The 23,397-nt window shown below is 72.6% G+C and carries 23 protein-coding genes and 1 tRNA gene; 10 read left to right on the top strand and 14 right to left on the bottom strand.

Annotation, left to right across the window (positions count from 1 at the left end; all coding sequences use genetic code 11):
• Positions 1-47: 47 nt before the first annotated feature.
• From ACFV5H_RS08675 to ACFV5H_RS08665, 3 genes are all read right to left on the bottom strand, one after another.
• A complete protein-coding gene (locus ACFV5H_RS08675; protein ID WP_030817855.1) occupies positions 48-269 on the bottom strand; it encodes a zinc ribbon domain-containing protein in 222 nt (73 codons plus the stop codon).
• A gap of 37 nt (positions 270-306) precedes the next feature.
• On the bottom strand, positions 307-1,737 hold the full coding sequence (locus ACFV5H_RS08670) for a hypothetical protein (protein ID WP_385047295.1): 1,431 nt from the start codon (positions 1,735-1,737) through the stop codon (positions 307-309).
• 74 nt (positions 1,738-1,811) lie between these two features.
• Positions 1,812-2,630 carry a hypothetical protein gene (locus ACFV5H_RS08665; protein WP_385193642.1) on the bottom strand — a complete coding sequence of 273 codons (819 nt, stop codon included), beginning with the start codon at positions 2,628-2,630 and terminating at the stop codon, positions 1,812-1,814.
• A 207-nt stretch (positions 2,631-2,837) separates the two neighbouring features.
• Between ACFV5H_RS08665 and ACFV5H_RS08660 the strand changes: the two genes are divergently transcribed.
• Positions 2,838-2,909, top strand: a tRNA-Val gene (locus ACFV5H_RS08660).
• A 73-nt stretch (positions 2,910-2,982) separates the two neighbouring features.
• Here ACFV5H_RS08660 and ACFV5H_RS08655 read toward each other — a convergent pair.
• Entirely contained in the window at positions 2,983-3,324 is a 342-nt protein-coding gene (locus tag ACFV5H_RS08655) for a hypothetical protein (RefSeq protein WP_385193639.1), read from the bottom strand.
• A 66-nt stretch (positions 3,325-3,390) separates the two neighbouring features.
• On the opposite strand from ACFV5H_RS08655, the gene ACFV5H_RS08650 reads away from it, so the two are divergent.
• Positions 3,391-3,624: a DUF2277 domain-containing protein gene (locus ACFV5H_RS08650; protein ID WP_073935759.1), complete on the top strand. Its 234-nt coding sequence runs from the start codon at positions 3,391-3,393 to the stop codon at positions 3,622-3,624.
• A gap of 321 nt (positions 3,625-3,945) precedes the next feature.
• Here the strand turns inward: ACFV5H_RS08650 and ACFV5H_RS08645 are convergent, their stop codons facing one another.
• The 4 genes from ACFV5H_RS08645 to ACFV5H_RS08630 all read right to left on the bottom strand — a co-directional run bounded on the left by ACFV5H_RS08645 (position 3,946) and on the right by ACFV5H_RS08630 (position 7,901).
• Positions 3,946-4,539, bottom strand: a complete 594-nt coding sequence (locus tag ACFV5H_RS08645; RefSeq protein WP_352384731.1) for a VTT domain-containing protein — start codon at positions 4,537-4,539, stop codon at positions 3,946-3,948.
• 287 nt (positions 4,540-4,826) lie between these two features.
• On the bottom strand, positions 4,827-5,279 hold the full coding sequence (locus tag ACFV5H_RS08640) for a DoxX family protein (RefSeq protein WP_385047304.1): 453 nt from the start codon (positions 5,277-5,279) through the stop codon (positions 4,827-4,829).
• A 250-nt stretch (positions 5,280-5,529) separates the two neighbouring features.
• Positions 5,530-7,176, bottom strand: a complete 1,647-nt coding sequence (locus tag ACFV5H_RS08635) for an alkaline phosphatase D family protein (protein ID WP_385047307.1) — start codon at positions 7,174-7,176, stop codon at positions 5,530-5,532.
• An 80-nt stretch (positions 7,177-7,256) separates the two neighbouring features.
• Entirely contained in the window at positions 7,257-7,901 is a 645-nt protein-coding gene (locus ACFV5H_RS08630) for an HNH endonuclease family protein (RefSeq protein ID WP_385193636.1), read from the bottom strand.
• 404 nt (positions 7,902-8,305) lie between these two features.
• On the opposite strand from ACFV5H_RS08630, the gene ACFV5H_RS08625 reads away from it, so the two are divergent.
• Entirely contained in the window at positions 8,306-8,887 is a 582-nt protein-coding gene (locus ACFV5H_RS08625) for a TMEM165/GDT1 family protein (RefSeq protein ID WP_073935754.1), read from the top strand.
• A 205-nt stretch (positions 8,888-9,092) separates the two neighbouring features.
• Positions 9,093-9,755 carry an HAD-IA family hydrolase gene (locus ACFV5H_RS08620; RefSeq protein WP_385047314.1) on the top strand — a complete coding sequence of 221 codons (663 nt, stop codon included), beginning with the start codon at positions 9,093-9,095 and terminating at the stop codon, positions 9,753-9,755.
• A gap of 336 nt (positions 9,756-10,091) precedes the next feature.
• Here the strand turns inward: ACFV5H_RS08620 and ACFV5H_RS08615 are convergent, their stop codons facing one another.
• Positions 10,092-11,183: a peptidoglycan-binding protein gene (locus ACFV5H_RS08615; protein WP_385047317.1), complete on the bottom strand. Its 1,092-nt coding sequence runs from the start codon at positions 11,181-11,183 to the stop codon at positions 10,092-10,094.
• 161 nt (positions 11,184-11,344) lie between these two features.
• On the opposite strand from ACFV5H_RS08615, the gene ACFV5H_RS08610 reads away from it, so the two are divergent.
• Positions 11,345-13,435: a DHA2 family efflux MFS transporter permease subunit gene (locus ACFV5H_RS08610; protein WP_385047319.1), complete on the top strand. Its 2,091-nt coding sequence runs from the start codon at positions 11,345-11,347 to the stop codon at positions 13,433-13,435.
• Between the two features lie 22 nt (positions 13,436-13,457).
• On the opposite strand, the gene ACFV5H_RS08605 is transcribed toward ACFV5H_RS08610, so the two are convergent.
• A complete protein-coding gene (locus tag ACFV5H_RS08605; protein WP_385047322.1) occupies positions 13,458-13,949 on the bottom strand; it encodes a GNAT family N-acetyltransferase in 492 nt (163 codons plus the stop codon).
• Positions 13,950-14,093: 144 nt separating this feature from the next.
• Between ACFV5H_RS08605 and ACFV5H_RS08600 the strand changes: the two genes are divergently transcribed.
• Together ACFV5H_RS08600 and ACFV5H_RS08595 are read left to right on the top strand one after the other, a co-directional pair.
• The gene (locus ACFV5H_RS08600; RefSeq protein ID WP_385047325.1) at positions 14,094-14,765 is read left to right on the top strand and encodes a hypothetical protein; all 672 of its coding nucleotides are present in this window, start codon (positions 14,094-14,096) and stop codon (positions 14,763-14,765) included.
• A gap of 3 nt (positions 14,766-14,768) precedes the next feature.
• The gene (locus tag ACFV5H_RS08595; protein ID WP_385193633.1) at positions 14,769-15,599 is read left to right on the top strand and encodes a hypothetical protein; all 831 of its coding nucleotides are present in this window, start codon (positions 14,769-14,771) and stop codon (positions 15,597-15,599) included.
• Here the strand turns inward: ACFV5H_RS08595 and ACFV5H_RS08590 are convergent.
• Positions 15,588-16,019 (bottom strand): DUF1992 domain-containing protein, encoded by a 432-nt coding sequence (locus ACFV5H_RS08590; protein WP_385047332.1) that lies wholly within the window; start codon positions 16,017-16,019, stop codon positions 15,588-15,590. The two genes, ACFV5H_RS08595 and ACFV5H_RS08590, sit on opposite strands and share 12 nt — an antisense overlap.
• A gap of 101 nt (positions 16,020-16,120) precedes the next feature.
• Here ACFV5H_RS08590 and ACFV5H_RS08585 point away from each other — a divergent pair, with 101 nt between their 5' ends.
• Positions 16,121-16,513, top strand: coding sequence for a hypothetical protein (locus tag ACFV5H_RS08585; protein ID WP_385047335.1), 393 nt, complete (start codon positions 16,121-16,123; stop codon positions 16,511-16,513).
• 10 nt (positions 16,514-16,523) lie between these two features.
• Here ACFV5H_RS08585 and ACFV5H_RS08580 read toward each other — a convergent pair whose 3' ends face one another.
• Entirely contained in the window at positions 16,524-17,201 is a 678-nt protein-coding gene (locus ACFV5H_RS08580; RefSeq protein WP_385047338.1) for an O-methyltransferase, read from the bottom strand.
• A gap of 79 nt (positions 17,202-17,280) precedes the next feature.
• Positions 17,281-18,696, bottom strand: coding sequence for a glycine betaine/L-proline transporter ProP (gene proP, locus ACFV5H_RS08575; protein ID WP_385047341.1), 1,416 nt, complete (start codon positions 18,694-18,696; stop codon positions 17,281-17,283).
• A gap of 388 nt (positions 18,697-19,084) precedes the next feature.
• On the opposite strand from proP, the gene ACFV5H_RS08570 reads away from it, so the two are divergent.
• Complete coding sequence (locus tag ACFV5H_RS08570) at positions 19,085-21,133, top strand: bifunctional glycosyltransferase 87/phosphatase PAP2 family protein (protein ID WP_385193815.1); 2,049 nt, start codon at positions 19,085-19,087, stop codon at positions 21,131-21,133.
• Between the two features lie 77 nt (positions 21,134-21,210).
• The gene (locus ACFV5H_RS08565) at positions 21,211-22,719 is read left to right on the top strand and encodes a DUF4246 domain-containing protein (protein WP_385193631.1); all 1,509 of its coding nucleotides are present in this window, start codon (positions 21,211-21,213) and stop codon (positions 22,717-22,719) included.
• 80 nt (positions 22,720-22,799) lie between these two features.
• On the opposite strand, the gene ACFV5H_RS08560 is transcribed toward ACFV5H_RS08565, so the two are convergent.
• Positions 22,800-23,219 (bottom strand): lytic transglycosylase domain-containing protein, encoded by a 420-nt coding sequence (locus ACFV5H_RS08560; protein ID WP_385047347.1) that lies wholly within the window; start codon positions 23,217-23,219, stop codon positions 22,800-22,802.
• Positions 23,220-23,397 lie beyond the last annotated feature (178 nt).

The raw sequence follows: 23,397 nt of genomic DNA, 5'->3' as shown, positions 1-23,397 counted from the left end.
CAGCTGATGTGCGGCTGACGTCCGGTGCCGTGTCCCCCGGGCGGGGGTCAGCCGCAGCAGCCGCCACCGCAGCAGCCGCCACCGCCGCCACCCGCGGACGGAGCGGGGGCCGCGGCGGAGGCGGTGCCGCCCACCGCGACCGTGGAGAGGAGCTTGACCGTGTCGTCGTGACCCGCGGGGCAGGCCGCGGGCGCGGAGGACTCCGCCATGGGGCGGCTCAGTTCGAAGGTGTCGCCGCAGGTCCGGCAGCGGTACTCGTAGCGAGGCATGGGCACAGGTTAACCGGATCGGCCCGCGCCGGGACGGTCAGTGGGCGGCGCCGCCGCGTTCCTCCCGGATCAGGGCCACCACACGGCCCACCGTCGCCCGTACCTCCTCCGTCTCCGTCAGGAAGTGCCAGTAGTCGGGATGGCGGCCCTCCAGTCCGGCGACGGCCCGCTCCAGACGGGCCACGGAGTCGTCCAGGGGGCGGGCGTGGCGCGGGTCGGGTGTGTTGCGGCCGGCCATGGCCAGACGCTGGGCGTCCCGGATGGCGAACCGGGTGCGTTCGATCTCCTGCCCGGGGTCCTTCTGCACGGCGTTCAGCCGCCGCAGCCGGTCGCCGGCGGCCGACACCGCCTCGTCGGTCGTGTTCAGCAGCGCCCGTGCGGTCGACAGCAGAGCGGTCGCGTCCGCCCAGCGCTGCTCCTCGCGGGCCGCCCGGGCCTCGGCGAGTCTCGCCTCCGCCCGGCCCACGTTCTCCGAGGCGACGTCGGGGACGTGCTGCAGGTCCTGCCAGCAGGCGGCGGTGAAGCGGCGGCGCAGTTCGCTGAGGACCGGTTCGACCTGTTCGGAGCGGGTGGTGAGGGCCTGGGCGCGGGTGCGCAGGGAGACCAGCCGGTGGTCGATCTCGGCGGCCCGTTCCGGCAGCCGGTCGGCTTCGACGCGGACCGCCTCGGCCTCGCGCGTGACCCGCTCGGCCCGCTCCAGGGTCCCCGGCACGCCGTGCTGCCCCGCGCCCTGGTTCAGCTTGGTCAGTTCCGGGGAGAGCGCGGCGAGCCGGGCGGCGAGGTCGTCGGCGCTCAGGCCCGATCCGCGTGCGGTGTCGAGGGCGTTCGAGGCGGCGAGCAGCGCCTGCCGGGCGCGTTCGACGGCGGGCGCGAGCCGGGCGAGCTGGGTCTCGGCCTTGCCGAGAAGGGAACCGAGCCCGTCGGTGAACCGGTCCAGCTCCTGTTTGACCCGGCCGAGCTCGTCCTTGGCGGCGGTCAGCCGGTCGCGGGCCTGGGCGGCGGCCGAGGCCTCCAGGTCGTCGCGGTCCAAGTCATGGGCGTCGACGGCGCTGATGTACCGGTGGCTGGCCTCGTCGATGCGCCGGCCGAGCGCCTCGAAGTCGGCGACGGCCCGGCGGGCGGCGGGGGAGTCGTCGACCGCGGTGATCGTCTCGATGGAGATCCGCAGGTCGCGCTGGGCGGTGTCGAGTTCGTAGAAGGCGGCGGCCGCCGCGTCCTTGGCGGCCTGCGCCTCGGCCCGCTGGTTCTCGGCCCGTCCGCCGAACCAGCGCCGCGTCCCGCCCCCGGCGAACGCGGCGGGCAGCACCAGCGCCGCGACCAGCGGCATTCCCACGAGCGCGAGCGCGTCCCGCAGCGCGCCGCGGGCCCGGCGGGCACCCGGCCGCGGAGAGAGAGGAGGCACGGCACGACGCACGCGAGGCACGCGCGGCTCCGACGGCGAGTACGGCTGCGCTGGTGTCGCCGTCACATCCCTCTCCCGTACTGTCGTTCGCCCTGCCCGATGTCATTCTCCCACCGGTGAAGGACGAAGACACGGGTCGGTCAGTTCACCGTGCGGACGGTGAGTTTGCCGTCGCCGGTGCGCGCGGTCACCACATGGGAGCTGGAGTCGTCGCGGGACACGGACACGTCCTCGGCGCCGTCACCGGTCCCGGTGTCCACGCGGTAGGAGGCCCGCGGCAGGTCGATCGTCAGGGAACCGTCGCCGCTGCGGGAGTCCACCAGGTCGGGTACGGCGGCCAGTTCGAGGTGGACCGAGCCGTCACCGCTGTGGGTGCGCACCGTACGGGAGGAGACCTCCGCGCGCACGGACCCGTCACCGGTGCGCAGTTCCAGCGGCCCGGTGGAGTCCGTGACACGGACCGAACCGTCCGTCGTGCGGATGCTCAGCGCGTCGCGGAAGCCCCGCGCCCGTACGCTGCCGTCCTTCTCCTCGACCTTGACGGAGACGCCGCGGGGCACCTCGATGCGGTGCTTGGTGGAGCAGTCGGCGACGAGCCCGGAGCACTTCTCCCGCAGCACCAGCCGGTCGCCGTCCATGGACCAGGTGACCTCCGGGTCCGTGCCGATGGCGACGGTGCCCTGGAACCAGCGGGTGACCCCGACCTTGCCCGAGGGGTTCTCGTCCGAGGCGACGATCTCGAGGGCGGAGTCGTCGGAGTCGATGGTGAGGGTCCTGCCGGGCAGGTCGAAGGACCGGTGGTCGGGATCGTCGTCGTCGGCGGCCGAGGCCCCGCAGGCGCTCACACCCGCGACGATCACCACGGTGGACCCGGCGAGGGCGAGGACGCGTGTCCACGCGGCACGGCGGTCGGAGGCGGGGCCGGTGATCCGGGCGGTACGGGTGGTGGTACGGGTCATGACGGTCTCCCCCTGGGACGGACGGTGGCGCTCACCGGCGGTGTCCGGGCGCTCTTCGACCGTACGGACGGGGAACCCGCGGGGGGATCCGGGCGGCTGGCGGATCAGGGGTGGGGATATCCCCCGGTGACCGCCGGTGGGGGTGTGCCGGTCCGTGCCCCGGCCATGTAGGCTGTCGACTCGACCTGGGCGCACGGCCCGGGCCCCGGGTGCGTAGCTCAGGGGTAGAGCGCCTGCCTTACAAGCAGGATGTCGGCGGTTCGAAACCGTCCGCGCCCACCGGGACACAGGGCCTCCGGAGTTGCTCCGGGGGTCCTTGTCGTCGTGCCTCCCCGGTCCTTTCGCCCGTCCTCTACGAGGACTCCTCCGTCTTCTCGCGGGTGTGCTTGAGCCGGGAGCGGGCGTGCATGCGGTCGGCGCCGGTGAGTTCGGCCCAGTAGCGGTGGGTGCTGACGAACACCGCGAGCTCGTGCTCCCGCTGCCGGAGCTTCTCCACCTCGGCCTGTTCGTCGGCGGTCCAGCCGGGTGAGGCGGGGCGCTCGATCTTGCGCCAGCCGTTGTCGTCGCTGAAGCCGTCGAGGGGCTCGACCGACCAGGGGAGCCGCTTCAGCAGGGCGGACAACTCGCCCTGGACCTGTTGCAGTTCCTCCTGACCGGCGAGGAGGTCACTCGGAAAATCGTAGGTCGCAGCCACGGCCCAATGATACGCCTGTTCGATTTTGGGTGGCGAATTGCCGAGAGGGCGCGTCAGACTGGGGGCATGTGCCGGAGTATCAAGACCCTGCGTCCGCCCGTGCAGCCGGAGGAGGCCACGGAAGAGGAGATCCGGGCTGCCGCCCTGCAGTACGTGAGGAAGGTGTCCGGGTTCCGGGCGCCGGCCGCTCATAATCGCGAGGTGTTCGAACGGGCGGTGGAGGCGGTTGCCTTGGCGACGGCCGAGCTGCTGGACGGGCTGGAGGTGCGTGGGGGCGCGGCGCGGCGGGCGGCGGGGTAGGGACGCCGGTGCCGGTGTGTCGGTACCGGTGCCGGGGCTGGGCGGGGGGTGTTGCGCGGCCCGGCGTTTGCGGGGTGCCTCCCCCACTCTCGGCTCCGCTCGAGCGGGAGGTACCCCCATCGCCCACCCTCCCCACTCTCGGCTCCGCTCGAGCGGGGGACCCCCATCGCCCTGGGGGTACCTCCCAGGCCCTCAAGGCGCTGGGGGAGGCACGACTGCCCGCAGCCGGGAGTGGTGCGACTGCCCGCAGTTGGGGGTGGCGCGACTGCCCGCAGTTGGGGGTGCCGGCTCAATGGTGTGAGTGTCCGTGGCCGGGGTGGTTCATGAAGGGCGTGGGTGGCGGCGCATCAGGTAGCCCGCGCCTGCGCCCGCTGCGAACAGTGCGCCCACCGATACCGCCGTGGCCAGCCAGGTCGCGCCCAGCCAGTGGGCGCCGAAGTAGCCGAGGGCCACGCTGTACGCGGCCCAGGACAGCCCGGCCAGGGCGGACCAGGGGAGGAAGTCGCGGGCGCGGTGGCGTGCGGCGCCGGCGCCGAGGGAGACCACCGAGCGTCCGGCCGGGGCGAAGCGGGCGAGGACGACCAGCGCGCCGCCGCCCCGGGCGAGCGCCGCGCCGAGACGTTCCTGCGCGCTCTTCAGCCGCCGCGAACGGGCGATCGCCCTGTCCAGCCGGGCGCCGCCGCGCCAGGCGAGGCGGTAGGCCACCAGGTCGCCCAGGACGGAGGCGGTGGCGGCGCACAGCGTCAGCACCAGGATGTCGGGAACGTCGGTCGCCGTGCCCGCGGCCGCCGCCGTGGCCGCGGTGATCACCAGTACTCCGCTCGGCAGGACCGGGAGGAACACGTCGAGCAGGACCGAGAGGGCCACCACCGCATAGATCCACGGGCTGCCGACCAGCGACCCCAGACTCTCCACCCGAACTCCCCGTGGCTCCCCCGCAGGCCGCGCCGTGCCGCGCTGACGCGGGGAGCGGCAGGAGTGGCAGGAGTGGCCGATGACAGCCATACAGCGTACGCCCGGCGAGTGACAGAAAGGTCACGGGGGGTTCGCGCGTGCGGTGCCCGGCGTTCCTCTTCCCTTTCCCCGCGCAAAGGGGAAGGGTGCCCTCCCCGTCGTACGAGGGAGGGCACCCGTGAGGCTCGTGCGGCCCCGTGGGGCTCGTGCGGCCCCGTGGGGCTCGTGCGGCCCCGTGGGGAGGACGGTCAGGCCGTCACCGGGGTCCGCTCCGTCTCCCGTTCGCCGTTCGCCGACGAGTCCTTGGTGAACAGGCGGTCCAGGCCGAGGGCTCCGGAGCCGGTGAAGACCAGCAGGAGCATGGCCCAGCAGTACATGGCCGCGCTCTCGCCGCTGTTCTCTATCGGCCACAGGGCCTGGGGCTGGTGGACCTTGAAGTACGCGTAGGCCATCGCGCCGGACGAGACGAACGCGGCGGCGCGGGTGCCGAGGCCGAGCAGGACCAGGGTGCCGCCGACGAGTTCGATCAGGGCCGCGTACCAGCCGGGCCAGGTGCCGGTCTCGACGGTGCCGCCGCTGCCGTCCGCGCCGCCGAACAGGCCGAGCAGGTCCACGGCGCCGTGGCAGGCGAAGAGCAGGCCGATGACGATGCGGAACATGCCCAGGGCATATGGCTGGGCGCTGTTGAGGCGTCCGGTCATGTGGGGGGTCTCCTTCGGTCAGGCCGGCCCCCGGGTGGGGCCGGTCCGGGGGACGGAACCGAGTCGACTCCCCACGTTAGGTGTCCCTAACTCATACTTGCAAGTTCAACATTTAGCCCTCGGGTTTGCCCTGATTCGGCTGTTCGGGCGCCAGCTCCCGCCGGTCAATACGGCGTCCGCCCCGCCGTCATGACCATCGGCGTGACCGAATCCACACCACGGTTCACAGGCGGCTCACAGGTTTCGGATCTCACCGGCTCAGCCGGGTCTCCGTCACGCTCCTGAGACGCGTCCCGGTCTCCTCCTGCTGCGCGTGTTCGAGGCGCAGCACCGCCGAACGCCCCTCGGTCGTCAGCGTCATGAGCTGGTTGCCGAACCAGGGCCCGCCCGTCTTGCGCCAGGTGACCGGCGGCGGGGCGAGCCGGCCGTGCCGCGCGAACAGGCGGCCGAGGAGCCGGGCGGCCCCGCCCCAGCCCACGCGGAAGCCGATCCTCATCGACAGCGGAATGGAGTTGTGGACCGGCGAGCAGGTCAGCTGCACCACCCGGGAGTCAGGACCGGTGCCGTCCGGCCAGCTCGGCTCGGCGACATAGGCGTGGTGGACGTCCCCGGAGAGCACGCACACCGTCGCCGGCGCCTCCGGCCCCGTACCGGTCTCGGCGATCAGCTCCGCCAGCTCGCCGAACGACTCCGGGAAGGCCGCCCAGTGCTCCAGGTCCGCCGCGCGCCGCAGCTTCTCCCCGAGCCGCGCCCAGCGGGTGCCCTTGTCGCCCCGGCACAGCGCGGAACTCCACGCCTCGACGTCGTGCACCAGGTGGGGCAGCAGCCAGGGCAGGGACGTGCCGATGAGCAGGTGGTCGTAGGAACCGCGCTCGTCCAGGGTCTGTTCGCGCAGCCAGTCGGCCTCGGCCGCGTCGAGCATGGAGCGCCGGCCCTCCTCCAGGACGCGGGCCGCGCGGCTGTCCACCATCACCAGGCGCACCCGGCCGAAGTCGCGCCGGTAGCTCCAGCGCACGGTGGCCGCGTCCGCCTCGGCCCGGGAGGCGAAGGCGCGCAGCGCGTCGGTGCCGTCGTCGGCCGCCCGGACGGACGCGTACAGCGGGTCGGCCTCCAGCTCGGCGGGGGAGAGGTTGCCCAGGTGCTGGTACACCCAGTACGACATCAGGCCGCTGAGCACCCGTTTGTGCCACCACGACGTGGCACGCATGTCGGCGACCCAGGAGGCGGAGGTGTTCCAGTCGTCGATCACGTCGTGGTCGTCGAAGATCATGCAGGTGGGCACGGTGGACAGCAGCCAGCGCACCTGCGGGTCGAGCCAGGACTCGTAGTAGAGGTGGGTGTACTCCTCGTAGTCCGCGACCTGACCGCCCGGGGGGTCGTCCAGGTCGCGGCGGGTGGCGAGCCACTCGCGGGTGGCGTCGGAGGTCTCGTCGGCGTACACCTGGTCGCCGAGGAGCAGCAGGACGTCGGGGCGTTCGCCGTCCGGATCGGCGGCGATGCGTTTCGCCAGGGCGTCCAGGGCGTCCGGGCCCACCGGGTCGGGCTCCCCGGTGGGAGGCGAGGCCCAGCGGCAGGAGCCGAACGCGACGCGCACCCGGCCGTCCGGGCCCGGGGTGGGGATGACGGACGGCGGGAGCGACGGGAAGGGGTCCTCGGCCGGCGGCCACACCCGGGTGTCGTCCAGGAAGACCTCGTACGGGGTGGCCGTCCCCGGTGTGAGACCGGTGACGTGGACGAGCGCGTAATGGTGGTCCGCGATGCGGAAGGTGCCGGCCGTCCCGCCGGTCCCGTCCGCGCAGCGCACCTCGACGGTGCCCGGATGGTGGGTCTCGACCCAGATGGTGGCGGACGAGCCGTCGATGTACCTCAGCAGTGGTCCGAGCCGCAGTCCGGCCATGGTGACCCCTTCCTCCGTCGCCCCGTACGGTACGCAGCGACGGAGGCCGCCGGGGAGATTTGCGCACCCGGCAATTCGTCTCAGCAGCTCGCGAGGTGGTTCTGCAGGGCGGTCTTCTCGGCGGAGTCGACCGACAGGTCGTAGTAGTACTTCACCTGGACCCAGGCGCGGACGTAGGTGCAGCGGTAGGCCGTGCGGGACGGCATCCAGGTGGCGGGGTCCTGGTCGCCCTTGGACTGGTTGACGTTGTCCGTGACGGCGAGGAGCTGCGGGCGGGTCAGGTCGTTGGCGAAGGACTGGCGCCGGGAGGTGGTCCAGGCGCTCGCGCCGGAGTCCCAGGCCTCGGCGAGCGGGACGAGGTGGTCGATGTCGACGTCGGAGGCGGCGGACCAGGTGGCGCCGTCGTACGGGGAGTACCAGCTGCCGCTGGTGGCGGCGCAGGAGGAGTCGGTGACGACGCCCGAGCCGTCGCGCTTGAGGACGGTCTCGCGGGTGTTGCAGGTGCCGGACTGGGTGATCCAGTGCGGGAAGAGGTCGCGGTCGTAGCCGGTGCGGTTCTCGGTGCGGACGTCGAGGGTGGCGAGGTAGCCGCGGGCGGTGGCGGCGCTGACCGGGGTGGGGAGGGCGGCGGAGGCGTTCGGCCCGTTGAACAGGCCGACGGAGGCTATGAGTCCGGTGAACGCCGCGACTATGCTGAGCCGTCGACGCGCGTAGAACTTCGACATGCGAACTCCCTTGTGGGGTGGGGTCGTTGGCGTGCGGGCAGGGGAATGCTCGCCGCGCCGTGTTGCCGGGAGGGGTGGATCCGGTAAGAAGGTAGTGACGTGTTCATGACACGTCTATGGTTCGGGTGTGAAGTTTCCGCGTACGACGGCCGGCGCGGACCTCGCGTACCATGGACGGCGCAGAAGGGGAGTAGCTCTTCGCCGGACCGTCGACATACTGCTCAGCTCGCCTGAGCCGGCGCCCGGAGGCGGGCCTCGTGACGCGAGGCCGGCCAGCGAGACCTTCGGCAAGCAGTGCACGCCCGTGCCGTACGGCGCGGGTGCCACGTGTGCTGCCGTGCCGAGGTGTCCCGTGGAATCGCACAGCACTCTCGGTGGGGCAGTCCCGACCGATTGAGGAACCGTTGATCAGCCTGACCGTGACGGCCGTCGTCTTCGGCGTCGTCTTCCTCGCCGAACTGCCGGACAAGACCGCGCTCGCCGGCCTCGTCCTCGGCACCCGCTACCGCGCCTCCTACGTCTTCGCCGGTGTCGCCGCCGCCTTCGCGCTGCACGTCGCGCTCGCGGTGGCGGCCGGAAGCGTGCTCACGCTGCTGCCGCAGCAGATCGTGCACGCGATCACGGGTGTGCTCTTCCTGGGCGGCGCGGCGGTGCTGCTGATGAAGAAGGACGAGGACGAGGAGGAGGTCCGCAAGCCGGAGAACCAGTCCTTCTGGAAGGTCTCCGGGGCCGGGTTCATGCTGATCCTGGTCGCCGAGTTCGGCGATCTGACGCAGATCATGACGGCCAACCTCGCCGCCCGCTACGACGACCCGCTCTCCGTCGGCCTGGGCGCGGTGCTCGCGCTGTGGGCGGTCGCCGGGCTCGGCATCGTCGGTGGAAAGGCGCTGATGAAGCGGGTGCCGCTGAAGCTGATCACGCAGATCGCGGCGCTGCTGATGCTGGGTCTGGGCGTGTGGAGCCTGTGGGAGGCGATCGCCGGGTGACGCCCGGCCGCGCGGGCCCCCGCGGTGACGGCGGGCCGAAGCGTCGGTGAACGGTCGGCGAAGGAGGTGGCGGGATGCCGGGTTTGTTTTGTACCGTGGATGAACAAAGTGGCTCCCGCTCGTTTCCCCTGACCGGCGGGCGGGGTCACTCTGTTCCCCGGGCCACCCCGTCCGAAACCCCCTCCGCCGCGTCTTGGAGCTGCCGATGACGGCCACCGCCGTACTCACCGCCCGCGCCCTCCTGCTGGACATGGACGGCACCCTCGTCAACTCCGACGCCTCCGTCGAACGCGTCTGGCGGCGCTGGGCCGACCGGAACGGGCTCGACGGCGACGAGGTCATGAAGGTCGTGCACGGGCGCCAGGGATACGCCTCGATGGCCCTGCTGCTGCCCGGCCGTCCGATGGAACAGAACCACGCCGACAACGCCCGCATGCTCGCCGAGGAGACCGCGGACACCGAGGGCGTCGTCGAGGTGCCGGGCGCCCGCGCGTTCCTCGCCTCCCTGAAGGGGCTGCCGCACGCGCTCGTGACCTCCGCCGACGTCGCCCTGTCGACGGCGCGGATGGCCGCCGCCGGCCTTGAGCAGCCCGGCGTGCGGGTGACGGCGGAGTCCGTCGGCGCGAGCAAGCCCGACCCCGAGGGCTTCCTGAAGGGCGCGGCGGAACTGGGCGTCGACCCGGCCGACTGCGTGGTCTTCGAGGACTCCGGCGCGGGTATCGCCGCAGGCCGCGCGGCCGGGATGCGGGTCGTGGGCATCGGCCCCCGGGCCGGCTTCCACGCCCCGGACGCACTCGTACGCGACCTGACCCGGGTACGGGTGGAGGCGGCGGCCGACGGCACGATCCGGTTGCACATCACGGAGTAGCCCCTCACCAAGGCCGCGCCCTTACGGCTCGGGCTTCCGGCGCGAGGCGCGTCCGGGGGCGGCCCGTACCCGACCGACCCACCCGACGTGCCGCGGTCGCGATACGGCCCGGGACACGGGCGCCTGCGACTCGCGCGGGTTCCGTCCGTAGTGGCTTCCGAGGTTTGGTGAAGCCTCTTCCGGTCGCCACGGGCGTCGTGCGGTCCGGTGTGTGGTGCTGGGCCGGTTGTGGCCCCCGCGGGCTTCGTCCGTAGTGGCTTCCGGGATTTGGTGAAGCCTCTTCCGGTCGCCGCGGACGTCGTGCGGTCCGGTGTGCGGCCCCGCGCGGGTCCGGGGTCACGGCTCCTGGGTCTCCGTCTCCAGGCGGGTCCGGGTTTCCGGGCCGTAGACGCTCAGTTCGGACTGGAGGCCCCGGGACCACTGGTAGTTGCGCAGGGCTTCCTCCACGCGGCGGTTGAACTGGCCGTTGGCCTCGTCGTTGTAGAGGTACAGCTGGCGCAGGCGCTGCTGGAGTTCCGTGACCTCCGCGCCCCGGTCGCCGCGGCGCAGTACCGGGCCGGTGCTGCCGCCTTCGGCCTCCTCCGTGTCCTCGGCGGAGTCGGTCGGTGCCGTGGTCGTCGGGGCCGAGGACGGTTCGGCGGACTCCGACGGGCTCGCCGACGTGGTGGACGCCGACGGTGACGGCGAGGCCGACGCGCTCGCGCTCGCCGACGGGGAGGCCGACGGGGAGGCGGACGACGACGGCGCGGCGGAGGACGCGCCGGCCGACGGCTCCGCGGAGGGCGAGGAGGACGACGGGTCCGGGACGCTCGCCCTGACCTCCTCCGGCGCCGCGCCGTCCCGGGACGGCGTCTCGTAGGAGAACACTCCGCTCGCCCACCCCGCCGCCCCCACCACGGCGACCACGGCCCCGGCGACCGCGAACAGCGTCCCGCGCCGCCGCCGGCGCGGCGGTGCCTCGTCGGCGTGCGCCGGTCCGGGCGCGGCGGGGACGGCCGCGAGGGGCCGCGTGGTGTCGAACAGGTGCAGGTCGGTGGCGTTCGGCCGGGCCGTCCCGGGCGCCAGCGGCGTCGGCAGGACGGACGTCGGGTCCGCCGCGCCGGGCGCCGCCTCCGCCGGGACGGCGCGCAGGGTCATGGTCTCGTCGGCCGCCCCCGAGGCGCCGGGCTCCTCCGCGGACGGAGCGGGCGCCCCCGCCGCACCGGCGGCCTCCGCGGGCCCGTCCGGCGTACTCCGCCCGGCCCCGTCGTCCAGCTCGACGTACGGCCGTATGCGCAGCGGATCGAAGTCCTCCGCGGCTGCGGCCTCCGCCGTACGGGCGTCGCGCAGGGCGTCGGACGCGCGGACGGTGCAGGCGCACGACGGCGTGTTGTCGCTGTTTCTGGGCGCACCGCACTCCGGGCACGGGTTTCCGTTCGGCTGTTCCACGTGTTCATCCCTCCCCTCGCGAACTCCAGAGATTATGCAGATCTTCTTCACAGTCCTGTCCGCGCGCCCCCGGAATGTGGACTTCCGGTAGGACTCGACAGGCCATAACGGGACACACCGATCACGATGGACGGTGGAACCAGTTCTCTGTGGAGGTCTTCATGGCCGGGGACGCGCGCCGTACGACGCCGAAGGTGAGCAACGCGGGGCCCGCACCCGGCGCCGGACCACCGGGCCGTGACGCCGGCGACCGGGAGCACGTGTCCGGGAACGTCGTGGTCTCGATCGGCGCCCTGCTGCTCGGCCTGCTGCTCGCCGCCCTCGACCAGACCATCGTCGCCACCGCGCTGCCCACCATCGTCAGCGAACTGGGCGGCCTGGAGCACCTGTCCTGGGTGGTCACCGCGTATCTGCTGGCCTCCACCGCCGCGACCCCGCTGTGGGGCAAGCTCGGTGACCAGTACGGGCGCAAGAGGCTCTTCCAGACCGCCATCGTGATCTTCCTGGTGGGCTCCGCGCTGTGCGGCGCGGCGCAGGACATGTCCCAGCTGATCGCGTTCCGCGCGCTCCAGGGCCTGGGCGGCGGCGGGCTGATCGTGCTGTCGATGGCGATCGTCGGCGACCTCGTCCCGCCCCGCGAACGCGGCCGCTACCAGGGCATGTTCGGGGCGGTGTTCGGCGCGACGAGCGTCCTCGGGCCCCTGCTCGGCGGACTGTTCACCCAGCACCTGAGCTGGCGCTGGGTGTTCTACATCAACCTGCCCGTCGGGATCGTCGCCCTCGCCGTGATCGCGGCGGTGCTGCACATCCCGCGCCGGCGGACCAAGCACGTCATCGACTACCTCGGCACCTTCCTCATCGCCTCCGTCGCCACCTGCCTGGTGCTGGTCGCCTCCCTCGGCGGCACCACCTGGGAGTGGGCCTCGCCGCAGATCATCGGGCTCGCGGTGCTCGGCGCGCTCCTCGCCGTGGCCTTCGTGGCGGTGGAGCGGCGGGCCGCCGAGCCGGTGCTGCCGCTGAAGCTGTTCCGGGTGCGCACCTTCACGCTCTCCGCCGTGATCAGCTTCATCATCGGCTTCGCCATGTTCGGCGCGATGACCTATCTGCCGACCTTCCTCCAGGTGGTCCAGGGCGTCACCCCCACCATGTCCGGCGTGCACATGCTGCCGATGGTGGCCGGGATGCTGCTGTCCTCCACCGGCTCCGGGCAGATCGTCAGCCGCACCGGCCGCTGGAAGGTCTTCCCCATCGCCGGCACCGCCGTCACCACCCTCGGACTGCTGCTGCTCCACCGGCTCGACGCGCACAGCTCCACCGCCGAGATGAGCGCGTACTTCTTCGTCTTCGGCCTCGGACTCGGCCTGGTGATGCAGGTCCTGGTGCTGATCGTGCAGAACGCCGTCCCCTACGAGGACCTCGGCGTCGCCACCTCCGGCGCGACCTTCTTCCGTTCCATCGGCGCCTCGTTCGGCGTCGCCATCTTCGGCACGATCTTCGCGAGCCGCCTCGGCAGCGAGCTCACCGACGCCTTCCGGGGAACGCGGCTCCCGCCCGGCGTCTCCGCCGACTCCCTGGAGGCCGACCCGCGCGGCATCGCCGCCCTGCCGCCCGCCCTGCGCCCGCCGGCGCTCGACGCGTACGCCACCGCCATAACCGACGTCTTCCTGTACGCCGTACCCATCGCCCTCCTCGGATTCGCGCTGGCCTGGTTCCTCAAGGAGGACCGGCTGCGCGCCTCGGTCACCGCGCCCGACGTCACCGAGACGCTCGCCAGCAACCCCGTGGAGCGGTCCTCGTACGACGAGGTGTGCCGTGCGCTGTCGGTGCTCGGCACCCGCGAGGGACGCCGTGAGATCTACCGGAAGATCACCGACCGCGCGGGCTACGACCTGCTGCCCGCGACGAGCTGGATGCTCCTGCGCATCAGGAAGCACGGCTCGGTGGAACCGGCCAGGCTCGCCGAACGCAGCCCCGTCCCGCTGAACGTCGTCCTCGAAGCCGCCCGCCAGGCCGAGATACGGCATCTCGCCGTGCGCCGGGGCGTCGACATGGTGCTCACCGACGAGGGGCGCCAGGTGACGGAGCGGCTGGCGCGGGCCCGCGAGGAGTCGCTGGCCGAACTGCTCGGCGACTGGTGGGGGCCGGACCGTCCGACCGACCTGGTGCGGCTGGTGCACGAGCTGAACGACGAGCTGTGCGGCTCCCGGAGCGAACGCCCGCACGACGAACGGGCGGTGGCACGGGCCGGCTGAGGCGCCTCCTCAGTCCAGTTCCTCAGCCCAGCTCCTTGGCGAACCAGTGTTCGGCGTACGGGTCGGTGTTGTGCGGCCCGGTCTCCGTGTAGCCGAGCCGGGCGTACAGCGCCCGCGCCTCGACGAGGTCCCCGCGCGTGTCCAGGATCATCCGGGTGGCGCCCGAGGCACGGGCCGCGTCCTCGGCGGCCCGCACCAGCAGCGCCGCCCCGCCCCTGCCCCGCATCCCCTCGTACAGGAACACCCGGGTCAGCTCGGCGGTCGTACCGGCCCGCAGCCGGACGCCCGCGCTGCCGGCCGGCTCGCCCGCGTACCGCGCGACCAGCAGCAGGCCCTTCGGCGGCGCGAGGTCGGCCCCCGACACGGCGGCGATCTCCCGCTCCAGCTCCTCGGGGCCGGTCCGCCGCCCCTCGTGCAGCAGGTACCAGCGGTCGCTGACCTCCGTGTAGTACGCCCGCCACAGCGCGGCGGCGACGGGGGAGTCGTACGGTTCCGGTTCCACGGTCCACACCATGCCCGCATTCTCGCGGCCCGCGAGCGAACAAGCCGTGGCGGACCGTGACGGCCCCGAACTGTTTGTGGGTGAACCTTCGGGCAACCCGGAAGACGAACCGGCTCGCGAGGAGTGCCGGTTGGGCCGATAACCCGGAAGGCATCCATGTCCACTGGCCTGATCATTGCGTTGATCGTGATTGTCGCGGTCGCCGTCGTCGCGGCCGTACTGATTTCGCGCGCCCGCGGCCCGCGGCACGGCGCCGGTCTGAAGCGGCGCTTCGGACCCGAGTACGACCGTGCCGTCGCCCGGCACGACGGGGACACCAAGGCCGCCGAGCGGGAGCTCGCCGAGCGCGTGGAGCGCCACGGCGACCTGCGCGTACGGCCGTTGGAGTCCACCGAGCGGGAGAGGTACGAGGCGCGCTGGACGGCCGTCCAGGAGCGGTTCGTCGACGCGCCGCGGGACGCGGTCGCCGAGGCGGACCGGCTGATCGCCGAACTCGCCGCCGCCCGCGGCTTCCCCGCCGACGGGCACTACGAGGACCAGCTCGCCGCGCTGTCCGTGCACCACGCCCACCATGTCGAGGGCTACCGGCGTGTGCACCGGGTGGCGCAGGCACGCGCGAACGGCGCGCACGACGGTGGTGCGGGCACCGAGGAGATGCGCGAGGCCGTCGTCGAGGCCCGCGCGCTGTTCGAGGAACTGGTGCGGCCGTCCCGGCACGAGGCCGGACGCCACCGCGTCGGCGCGGACGGCGACCGTACGTCCCCGGCCGCCGGCCGCGGCCACCGCACACCGTCGTTGTTCCACCGGCACCAGGCGAAGGAGAGCTGACCGATGACCGACGCGACCCGACGCCCCGGCGACACCCCGCCTGTCGAGGGGCACCGCACCACACCCGACGTCCGGAACGACGCCTCGGCCCCCGATGCCCGGAGCGACACCCCGGACCCGGGCGCCCGCGGCTTCGGCACTCGTGAAGGGGCCGGCCGTACGGCCCCCGGCCCCCTGGGCGAGGCCCCGGCCCCCGGTGCCCGGGGCGGTGCCCCGGACGCGGGCGCACGCGGCTTCGGCAGCCGCGAGGAAGTCGGCCGCACCGCTCCCGGCGCCTGGGGTGACGCCCCTGACACGGGTGACACGGGAGCCCGCGGCAGCGGCTTCGGCACCCGTGAGGAAACCGGCCGCACCGCCCCCGGCGGCGAGAGCCCGCCGGCCGCCGCACACCCGGAGTCCGGCACCACCGCCCCTGCCGGCACCGGTACGCACCACGACGACGACCGGATCTCCGCAGGCACCGGCACCGGTACGCACCACGACGACCGGATCTCCGCAGGCACCGGCACCGGTACGCACCACGACGGTGACCGGACCCCCGTCGCCCGTCTTCTCCGGCTCGACGACACCGACAAGCTCACGGCGCAGTTGCAGCACGCCGTGGCCGGGTTCGTCGACGCGCCGCGGGATGCCGTACAGGAGGCGGACCGCGCACTGGAGGAGCTCACCGCGCGCTTCACGGACGCGGTGACCGAGCGGCGCCGCACCCTGCGGCGGTCCTGGCACACCGACGGCGCCGAAACGAGCGGGGCCGCGGCGGCGACCGACACCGAGCAACTGCGGCTCGCCCTGCGGGACTACCGAGAGCTGGCGGAACGGCTGCTACACGCCTGAGCCGTCCGACCCGCCCGTCGCCGCCCGGCGCTCCCGCCACTGCCGTACGACGTCCTCGACGTCGTACGGCTTCTTGCCCAGCGGGGGGCCGGGCGGCGGCTTGAACATCATGTCGCTGATCTTCGCGTTGATCTCCGTGAGGATCTTCCGCACGATCCGCTCCGAGGGGGCCGCGAGGGCCGCCTCCAGCGCGTCCTCGGCCTCCTTGCGCAGGGCCAGCGTCGGCGGCAGCACCGAGAAGCCCTCACGGGCCATCTTCCGCTTGACCCACCACAGTTCGTCGTAGGTGGTCTCGACCTCGCGGGGGAGCGGCTTGCCCACCCCCGCCAGCTGCTCGAACTCGCCGCGGGCCTCGGCATCACGGATCTGCTTGTCGACCCAGGACTCGAAGTCGACGCCAGGTGGCTTTCGCTCGGTCATGAGGCCATTGTGCCGGACGCCGTGGAGCCGGGCGTTTTATCATTCGGCGGCAGCGGGTCCGGGCCCCTCCGGTCCGCCAGGACGTCTCAGGAGGAGCCCACGTGCTCGAACTCACCATGGCCGCGGTGTCCGCGGCGGAAGCGGGCGCCACGGCCGGCATGCTCATGGCCGACGCGCCCAGCGAGCCGGGCACCGTGCTGCGGGTGGGCCGGGACAAGTCCCTGTGCCGGCTCTCCACGCCGGACGACTGGCTGTTCGTCTCGCGGGTCCACCTGGAGTTCCAGTGCGCGCCGGACGGCACCTGGCAGCTGACCTGGCTGCGCGGCTCCCTGCCCGAGCCGTCCTCCGAGGTGCGGCTGACCGTCGGCGGGTACGAGCACCCGGTCGCCTACGGCGGCACCGTCGCGCTGCCCCGGGGCGGCAGCGGCGAGGTCGTCGTCCAGGACCGCACCGCCCCGCGCAGCGTCAACGTGGGCTTCTACCACGAGGTGTAGGGCACAGGGCTCAGGCCAGCACCCGGGCCAGCGCGAAGCCGTCGTAGTCCTTGGCGCCGACCGTCTGGACCGCCGTACCGCTCAGCCGGGGGTGGCTGCCGATCAGGTCGAGGGCGGCGCGGGTGCCCAGCACGTCCGGGTCGGTGTTGTCCGGGTCGGCCACCCGGCCGCCGCGCACCACGTTGTCGAGGATGATCAGGCTGCCCGTGCTGGTCAGCCTGAGCGCCCACTCCATGTAGTGCGGGTTGTTCACCTTGTCGGCGTCGATGAAGACCACGTCGAACGGCGGCGGGTTCTCGTCGGCCAGCCGGGGCAGCGACTCCAGCGCCGCGCCCACCCGCACCTCGACCTGCTTGTCGAGCCCCGCGCGGGCGATGTTGCGGACGGCGACCTCGGCGTGGCCGGGGTCGTACTCCAGGGAGACCAGCCGCCCGTCGGCGGGGAGGGCGCGGCCCAGCCAGATGGTGCTGTAGCCGCCGAGCGTGCCGATCTCCAGGATGTTCCTGGCCCCCTGCAGCTGGGCGAGGAGCTGGAGCAGCTTGCCCTGCAGGGCCGAGACGGCGATCGGCGGGAGCCCGGCGGCGTCGCTGTCGCGCAGGGCCGCCGCCAGGGCGTCGTCAGGGGCGTCGGGCAGGAGGCGGCCGGTGAAGTAGTCGTCCACCTTCTGCCAGAGCTGCGACTCGCTCATGCACCTGTGCCTTCCGTACGGCTGGTTAGCTAGCCTAACTAGTGCCGCTGACGAAGATACGCCGTGCCCCCGCCGCCCGTCAGGCGTTCTCCCGGTGTGTCCCGGCCGCCCCGGCCTCCAGCGAGGGCGCCGACCCCGGCAGCGGGCGGCCCGCCGACTCGGCCATGCGCCACACCGCGAAACCGCCGATCACGGCCGCCGCCATCATGTAGTAGGCGGGCATCATCATGTTGCCGGTCGCGCCGATCAGGGCCGTGACCACCAGCGGGGTGGTGCCGCCGAACAGGGACACCGAGACGTTGAAGCCGATCGACAGCGAGCCGTAGCGCACCCGGGTCGGGAACAGCGCGGGCAGCGCGGACGGCATGGCGGCGGTGAAGCAGACCAGGAGCAGGCCGAGCGCGCCCATGCCGGCGGCGACCGCGAGCAGACCGCCGTCGCGGATCAGCAGCAGCGCCGGCACGGACAGCACCAGGAACCCGGCGCAGCCGGCCGCGATCACCGGACGGCGGCCGACCCGGTCGGTCAGCGCGCCGGCGAACGGCTGGACGATCATCATCAGCACCATCACGCCGAGCACGACGACCAGGCCGTGCGTGGCGTCGTAGCCCAGCTCGCTGGTGAGGTAGCTCGGCATGTACGACAGCAGCATGTAGTCGGTGACGTTGAAGACCAGCACCAGGCCCACGCACAGCAGCAGCGCACGCCACTGGCCGGTCACCATCTCCCGCAGCGGCACCTTCGGGCGCTCGCTCTCGGCCTTGGCGACCTCGGCCGCGAACGCCGGGGTCTCCTCCAGGCGCATCCGCAGATACAGGCCGACGATGCCCATCGGGCCCGCGATCAGGAACGGGATCCGCCAGCCCCAGGACAGCAGGTCGTCCGACGACAGCAGCGCGGTCATCAGCGTGACCAGGCCCGCGCCGCCGATGTATCCGGCGAGGGTGCCGAACTCCAGCCAGCTGCCGAGGAAGCCGCGCCGCTTGTCGGGGGCGTACTCGGCGATGAAGGTGGACGCGCCGGCGTACTCGCCGCCGGTGGAGAAGCCCTGCACCAGACGGGCCGCCAGCAGCAGGATCGGGGCGCCGACGCCGATCGCGGCGTAGGACGGGATGAGGCCGATGGCGAAGGTGCCGGCCGCCATCATGATCATGGTGAGGGCGAGGACCTTCTGCCGCCCGACGCGGTCGCCGAGCGGGCCGAAGACCATGCCGCCGAGCGGGCGGACCAGGAAGGCCGCGGCGAAGGCGCCGAACGTGGACAGCAGCTGGGCGGTGGGGTTGCCCGAGGGGAAGAAGACCTTGCCCAGCGTGACCGCGATGTAGCTGTAGACACCGAAGTCGAACCATTCCATCGCGTTGCCGAGCGCCGCCGCCTTCACGGCGCGCCGGACGAGCGCGGGGTCGGTGACGGTGGGGGCGGGGGTGTGCGCGGCGCCGGCCTTCTGCGAGGCCTTTCGCGTGGACGGGGGAGCGGTGACCGTGGCGGTGGCCAAAACTTCGCTCGCCTACCTTTCGACGGGAACAGGGACGGGTCCGCGCGGCGGCGCTGTCGGCGGGCCGAAGAAAACGACGATAGGCGCCGTTGGTGCCGTTACGGGCGGTACGGGCTTAGCTGCATAGTGCATCTAAATGGGGGATGTGCAGGCACGCGGCGCCGCCCTCGAGGGCTTCGGCCGACTGTTCGGTGTGACCCTTCTCGCGCCCCTCGCGGGCGACGGTGGCCAATGTGGGCCATCGCCGACCGGGCGGAAGCCGCGGGGCCGTCAGGTGGGGCGGGGGTCGCTTGCGACCCGCCCGGGGGTGCGAACCCTATGCTCGTCACGGAGAGAGATCGCGTGATGACTCATTGTGAGTCGAGCGGGTGGGAGGCCGGCGAGGGTGATGGACGCGGACCGCAGCGGACAAGCGACGGAGCCCTACGGGGCGGCAGCCGCCGGCGGCCCCCGGGCACGGCTGCGCATGGCACGCCTCGGACTCTGGACGCTCGCCGCCGTCCTCGCCGCACGCCAGGTCACCGCCGTTCTCACCACGTCACCCGGGGAACGGCTGACCGCATGGGAGACCTGGGTGGGCCCCGGGGGCGTCCTGCACGTCAGCGGCTCCCTCTACGACTCCACCCGGTTCACCGGCACCCCCTTCGGCGGGCTCGTCCTCGCCCCCCTCACCGGCCCCGCCGAACAGGCCCTCGGCTGGGGCTGGACCTTCGGCACGCTGCTCCTGGTCGTCGCCCTCGGGCTGATCGCCGCCCGCGCCCTGCCCCGGCCGGTCGGCCGCCGCACCGAGATCCTCGCCGGGCCCGTCGCCGTCAGCCTGCTCATGCTGTCCCTGCCGGTGCGCAACACCCTCTGGCTCGGCCAGACCAGCATCATCCCGGTCCTGCTCGTCCTGCTGGGCTGCTTCGTCGCGCGGGGGCAGCGCGTCGGCGGCGTACTGACCGGCGTCGCCGCCGCCCTCCAGCCCGCCCTCCTCCTCCTCACCCCGCTGCTGTGGTTCACCGGCCGCCGCCGGGCCGCCGCCGCCACGGGCGTCACCTTCGCCGCGGCCACCGCGCTCGCCTGGGCCGCGCTGCCGCACGACTCCCACACCTACTGGGTGCACCACCTGGCGGGCACCGGCCTCGGCGGCCCCGCCGACGACCCCGCCAACCAGTCCCTGCACGGCGCCCTGCTCCGCCTCGGCCTCCGGGGCCCACTGGAGACCGGTCTCTTCCTGCTGATCGGCGCCGCGGTCGTGGCCCTCGCCCTGCGCCGCGCGGTGCGCTACGCCCACGACGGCCAGCTCCTGCTCGCGGTCGCCGTCACCGGCTGCGCCGTCATCGCCGTCTCCCCCACCGCGTGGCGGCACCAGCTGCTGTGGGTGCTGCTCACCGTGGTCGGCCGGGTCGGCGGACGCGCCCGCGACCGCCCGGTGTGGCCCGTCGCCGTCATCCTGGTGATGACACTGCCGGCGAAGACGATGCTGCCGAACATGGCGTTCCTGCACCCGCTGCGCGACAACACCGTCCTCCTGGTGGCCCTGGCCGCGGCCACCGCGGCCCCCTTCCTCTCCCGCGGCTCGCCGTACTTCCGCACACCGGTCCCGACCCCGTACGCCCCGCCCGCCCCGGCGCGCTTCGCGTTCGTTCCGCTGCTGCCGTTCCTGCGCCGGGTGCTCATCCGCCCGAACCTCCTGCTCGAGCTCCTGCTGATCCGCGTCACCTACAGCGCGTACGCCCAGGTCCGCCTCGCCGTGACCGGCGGCAGCAACTCGGCGGGCCGCGCCCGCGCCGAGGAACACGGACAGCAGATCCTCGACCTCGAACGCCTGCTCCACATGGACATCGAGTACGCCGTCAACCACGCCGTGGTGAGGATCGGCCGGCTGCGGGAGTTCTTCGACATCTACTACACGTCGTTCCACTTCGTCGTCCCGCTGGCCGTCCTCGGCCTGCTGTACTGGCGCCGCCCCGTCGACTACCGCTGGGCCCGCGCGAGCCTGGGCTTCGCCACCCTCCTCGCCCTGGTCGGCTTCTGGCTCTACCCGCTCGCCCCGCCCCGCCTGATGCCCGGCCTCGGCATCATCGACACGGTCCACGGCGTCCAGGACTTCTCCCGGCCCGACTACGGCACCCTCACCCACCTCACCAACCAGTACGCGGCGATGCCGTCGCTGCACTTCGGCTGGTCCCTGTGGTGCGGAGTGGTGATCGCGGTCATCGCGCCGAAGCCCTGGACGAAGGCCCTCGGCCTCCTCCACCCCCTGTTCACGGCCGCCGCGATCGTCACCACCGGCAACCACTGGATCCTGGACGCGGCCGGCGGCGCGGTCGTCGTCGGCGCCGGCTTCGGACTGACGTACCTGTTCCAGGGCCCGCGCGCCCGTACGGCGGTGGCCGCCGCCGGGATCGGCAGCGGGCCGCCGGTGCCGGAGAAGGACCGTGCTCCGGGCTGATCCGGTGCACGGTCGCGGTGTCAGTGCGCTGTCGTATTCTTCCGGCCACCGCACACCGACCGTGAGGAACAGAAGAGTTGCCTGGCCTGTCTGCTTTTCCGCTGCCCTTTCACGCTTCCCGTTCCATAGCGTTCGCGGCCCCCCGGACGCTGCGGGAACTCGAGATGATCCGGTGCAGCGCACATCTCCGGGAGAAGCCGGGGTGGTCCGACAAGATGAACGATGCCGGCATCGTCGCCAGGTGGACGGAGGAAGCGGTCGCCCAAGGGCTCACCGAGGCGCAGGTCCGCCATGTGCTCGACGAACTCCGGCACTACGCCGCGCTGCGGGACGGACGGACCGGCGCCGAGGTGTCCGCCGTCGACGGGGTGTGGCAGTCGGACACACTGGTCGACGACAAGCTCAGGGCCCGGTTGCGCGAGGCGGTCCGGGTGCTGGAGCAGGTCCCCGAAGCGGAGCGGGACTGGCATCCCGGATCCGGCGGCCAGGTGCTCGATCTGGTCCATCCCTCACTGTTCTGCCTGGTGAGAGAGGTGAGCGGGGCGCCCGAGCGGGCTTGGCTCAACCCGACGAACAGTTACTCGAAGCACGAGTTCTCGGAGAGGTTCCAGTGGCTGCCCACGGACGTCGACGTCAGTGAGGACGGCGATGTCGCCTTCCGGTCGTACGTCAACAACGTCCACCCCGAGCGCCATCGCGACCTCGCCGCCGTCCTGCCGGAGGTGTTCGCGCGCTTCCGCCCGCTGTGGGAGAACGTGCTCACCGATCTGCGCCGTCCGAGGCCCCTGCGGATCGAGGCCGATCCCTACGGCTGGTACGACTCGGAGCCGGAGCACCCGGACAAGTCCTCCTTCAGTGATGACGAGGCCTACGAAGAGGCCATCGAGGCATGGGAGAAGGCCCAGGACGACTGGTGGGAGAACCGCCGCCCGGTCGTCCCGGACGCCCCGGCCTTCACCCCGCCCGAGCCGCCCGACGACTCCGACCGGGTCGACCTGCGCGGCCGCCGTCTCCAGGTCGTCGTCAAGCTCGCCACCATCCACCTCACCCCGGACAAGCCCGAGTACCAGGGCGGCTCCTGGCATGTCGAGGGGATGCTGAACGAGCGGATCGTCTCGACCGGCATCTACTACTGGGACAGCGAGAACATCACCGAGAGCCGGCTGAGCTTCCGGGCGGCGCTCGACGACCCGGACTACGAACAGAACGACGACAACGGCATGCGTGAGGTCTACGGCCTGGAGAACGAGGACGCGCTGAACCAGGTGCTGGGATCGGCGTCGACGCCGGCGGGCCGCTGCCTGGCGTTCCCGAACATCCTGCAGCACCGCGTCGGATCGTTCCGCCTCGCGGACCCCACCCGCCCGGGACACCGCAAGATCCTCGCGTTCTTCCTGGTCGACCCTTCGGAGACGATCGTCTCGACCTCCGACGTGCCGCCGCAGCAGCCGTGGTCCGACACCTCGACCATGACGCTGGAGCAGGCCAAGGAGTACCGCGAACAGCTCATGCACGAGCGCAAGTTCTTCGTCGCCGAACACAACGAGCAGCTCTACGAGCGGGAGTTCTCCCTCTGCGAGCACTGAGGCGCTGATACGGGATGACGAAGGCGGCGGCCCCGGGGATCGTGGGGCCGCCGCCTTCGGTATAGGGGGGTGCGGGGCTGTCAGTACCAGTTGTTGGCCTGCCAGAAGGACCAGGCGTCGCAGGCGCTGCCGTAGCGGTCCTTCATGTAGTCCAGGCCCCACTTGATCTGGGTGGCGGGGTTGGTCTTCCAGTCGGAGCCGGCCGAGGCCATCTTGGAGGCGGGCAGGGCCTGGACCAGGCCGTAGGCGCCGCTGGAGGCGTTGGTGGCGTGGGGGTTCCAGCTGCTCTCGTGCTGGACGATCTTCGAGAAGCACTGGAATTCGGCCGAGTCGCCGATCATCTTCTTCGCGGTCGCCTGGGCCGAGGAGGCGCTCGTCGTGGTCGCGGCCTGGGCGGGCGCGGCGGCGATCAGGGTGCCGCAGGTGGCGGCCGCGAGGGCGGCGCCGGCGAGGGCCTTCTTCGGGGTGGCGACGGTGCGGAGGAGGGAAGCGGCGGACACAGGCGGCCTTTCGGTCGGGAGCTGGGAGGTCGCCGTATGCCCGGTGCCGTACGGATGTCGTGCGGCGGGGGCATGTGTCGGCGCCGCGACCCGTGAGGGACGTCGGCGCCTGGCGACCGCTCCACGGAAACAAATCCCGGGATTGCCCGCAAAGGTCCCTTTTACTAAGCGCGGTCGC

The sequence above is a fragment of the Streptomyces sp. NPDC059787 genome (genome assembly GCF_042732315.1).
In the GTDB taxonomy this organism is placed as follows: Bacteria; Actinomycetota; Actinomycetes; order Streptomycetales; family Streptomycetaceae; genus Streptomyces; species Streptomyces atrovirens.
The sequence above is the reverse complement of the archived record's forward strand: the minus strand, read 5'-3'. Positions and strand labels throughout refer to the sequence as shown.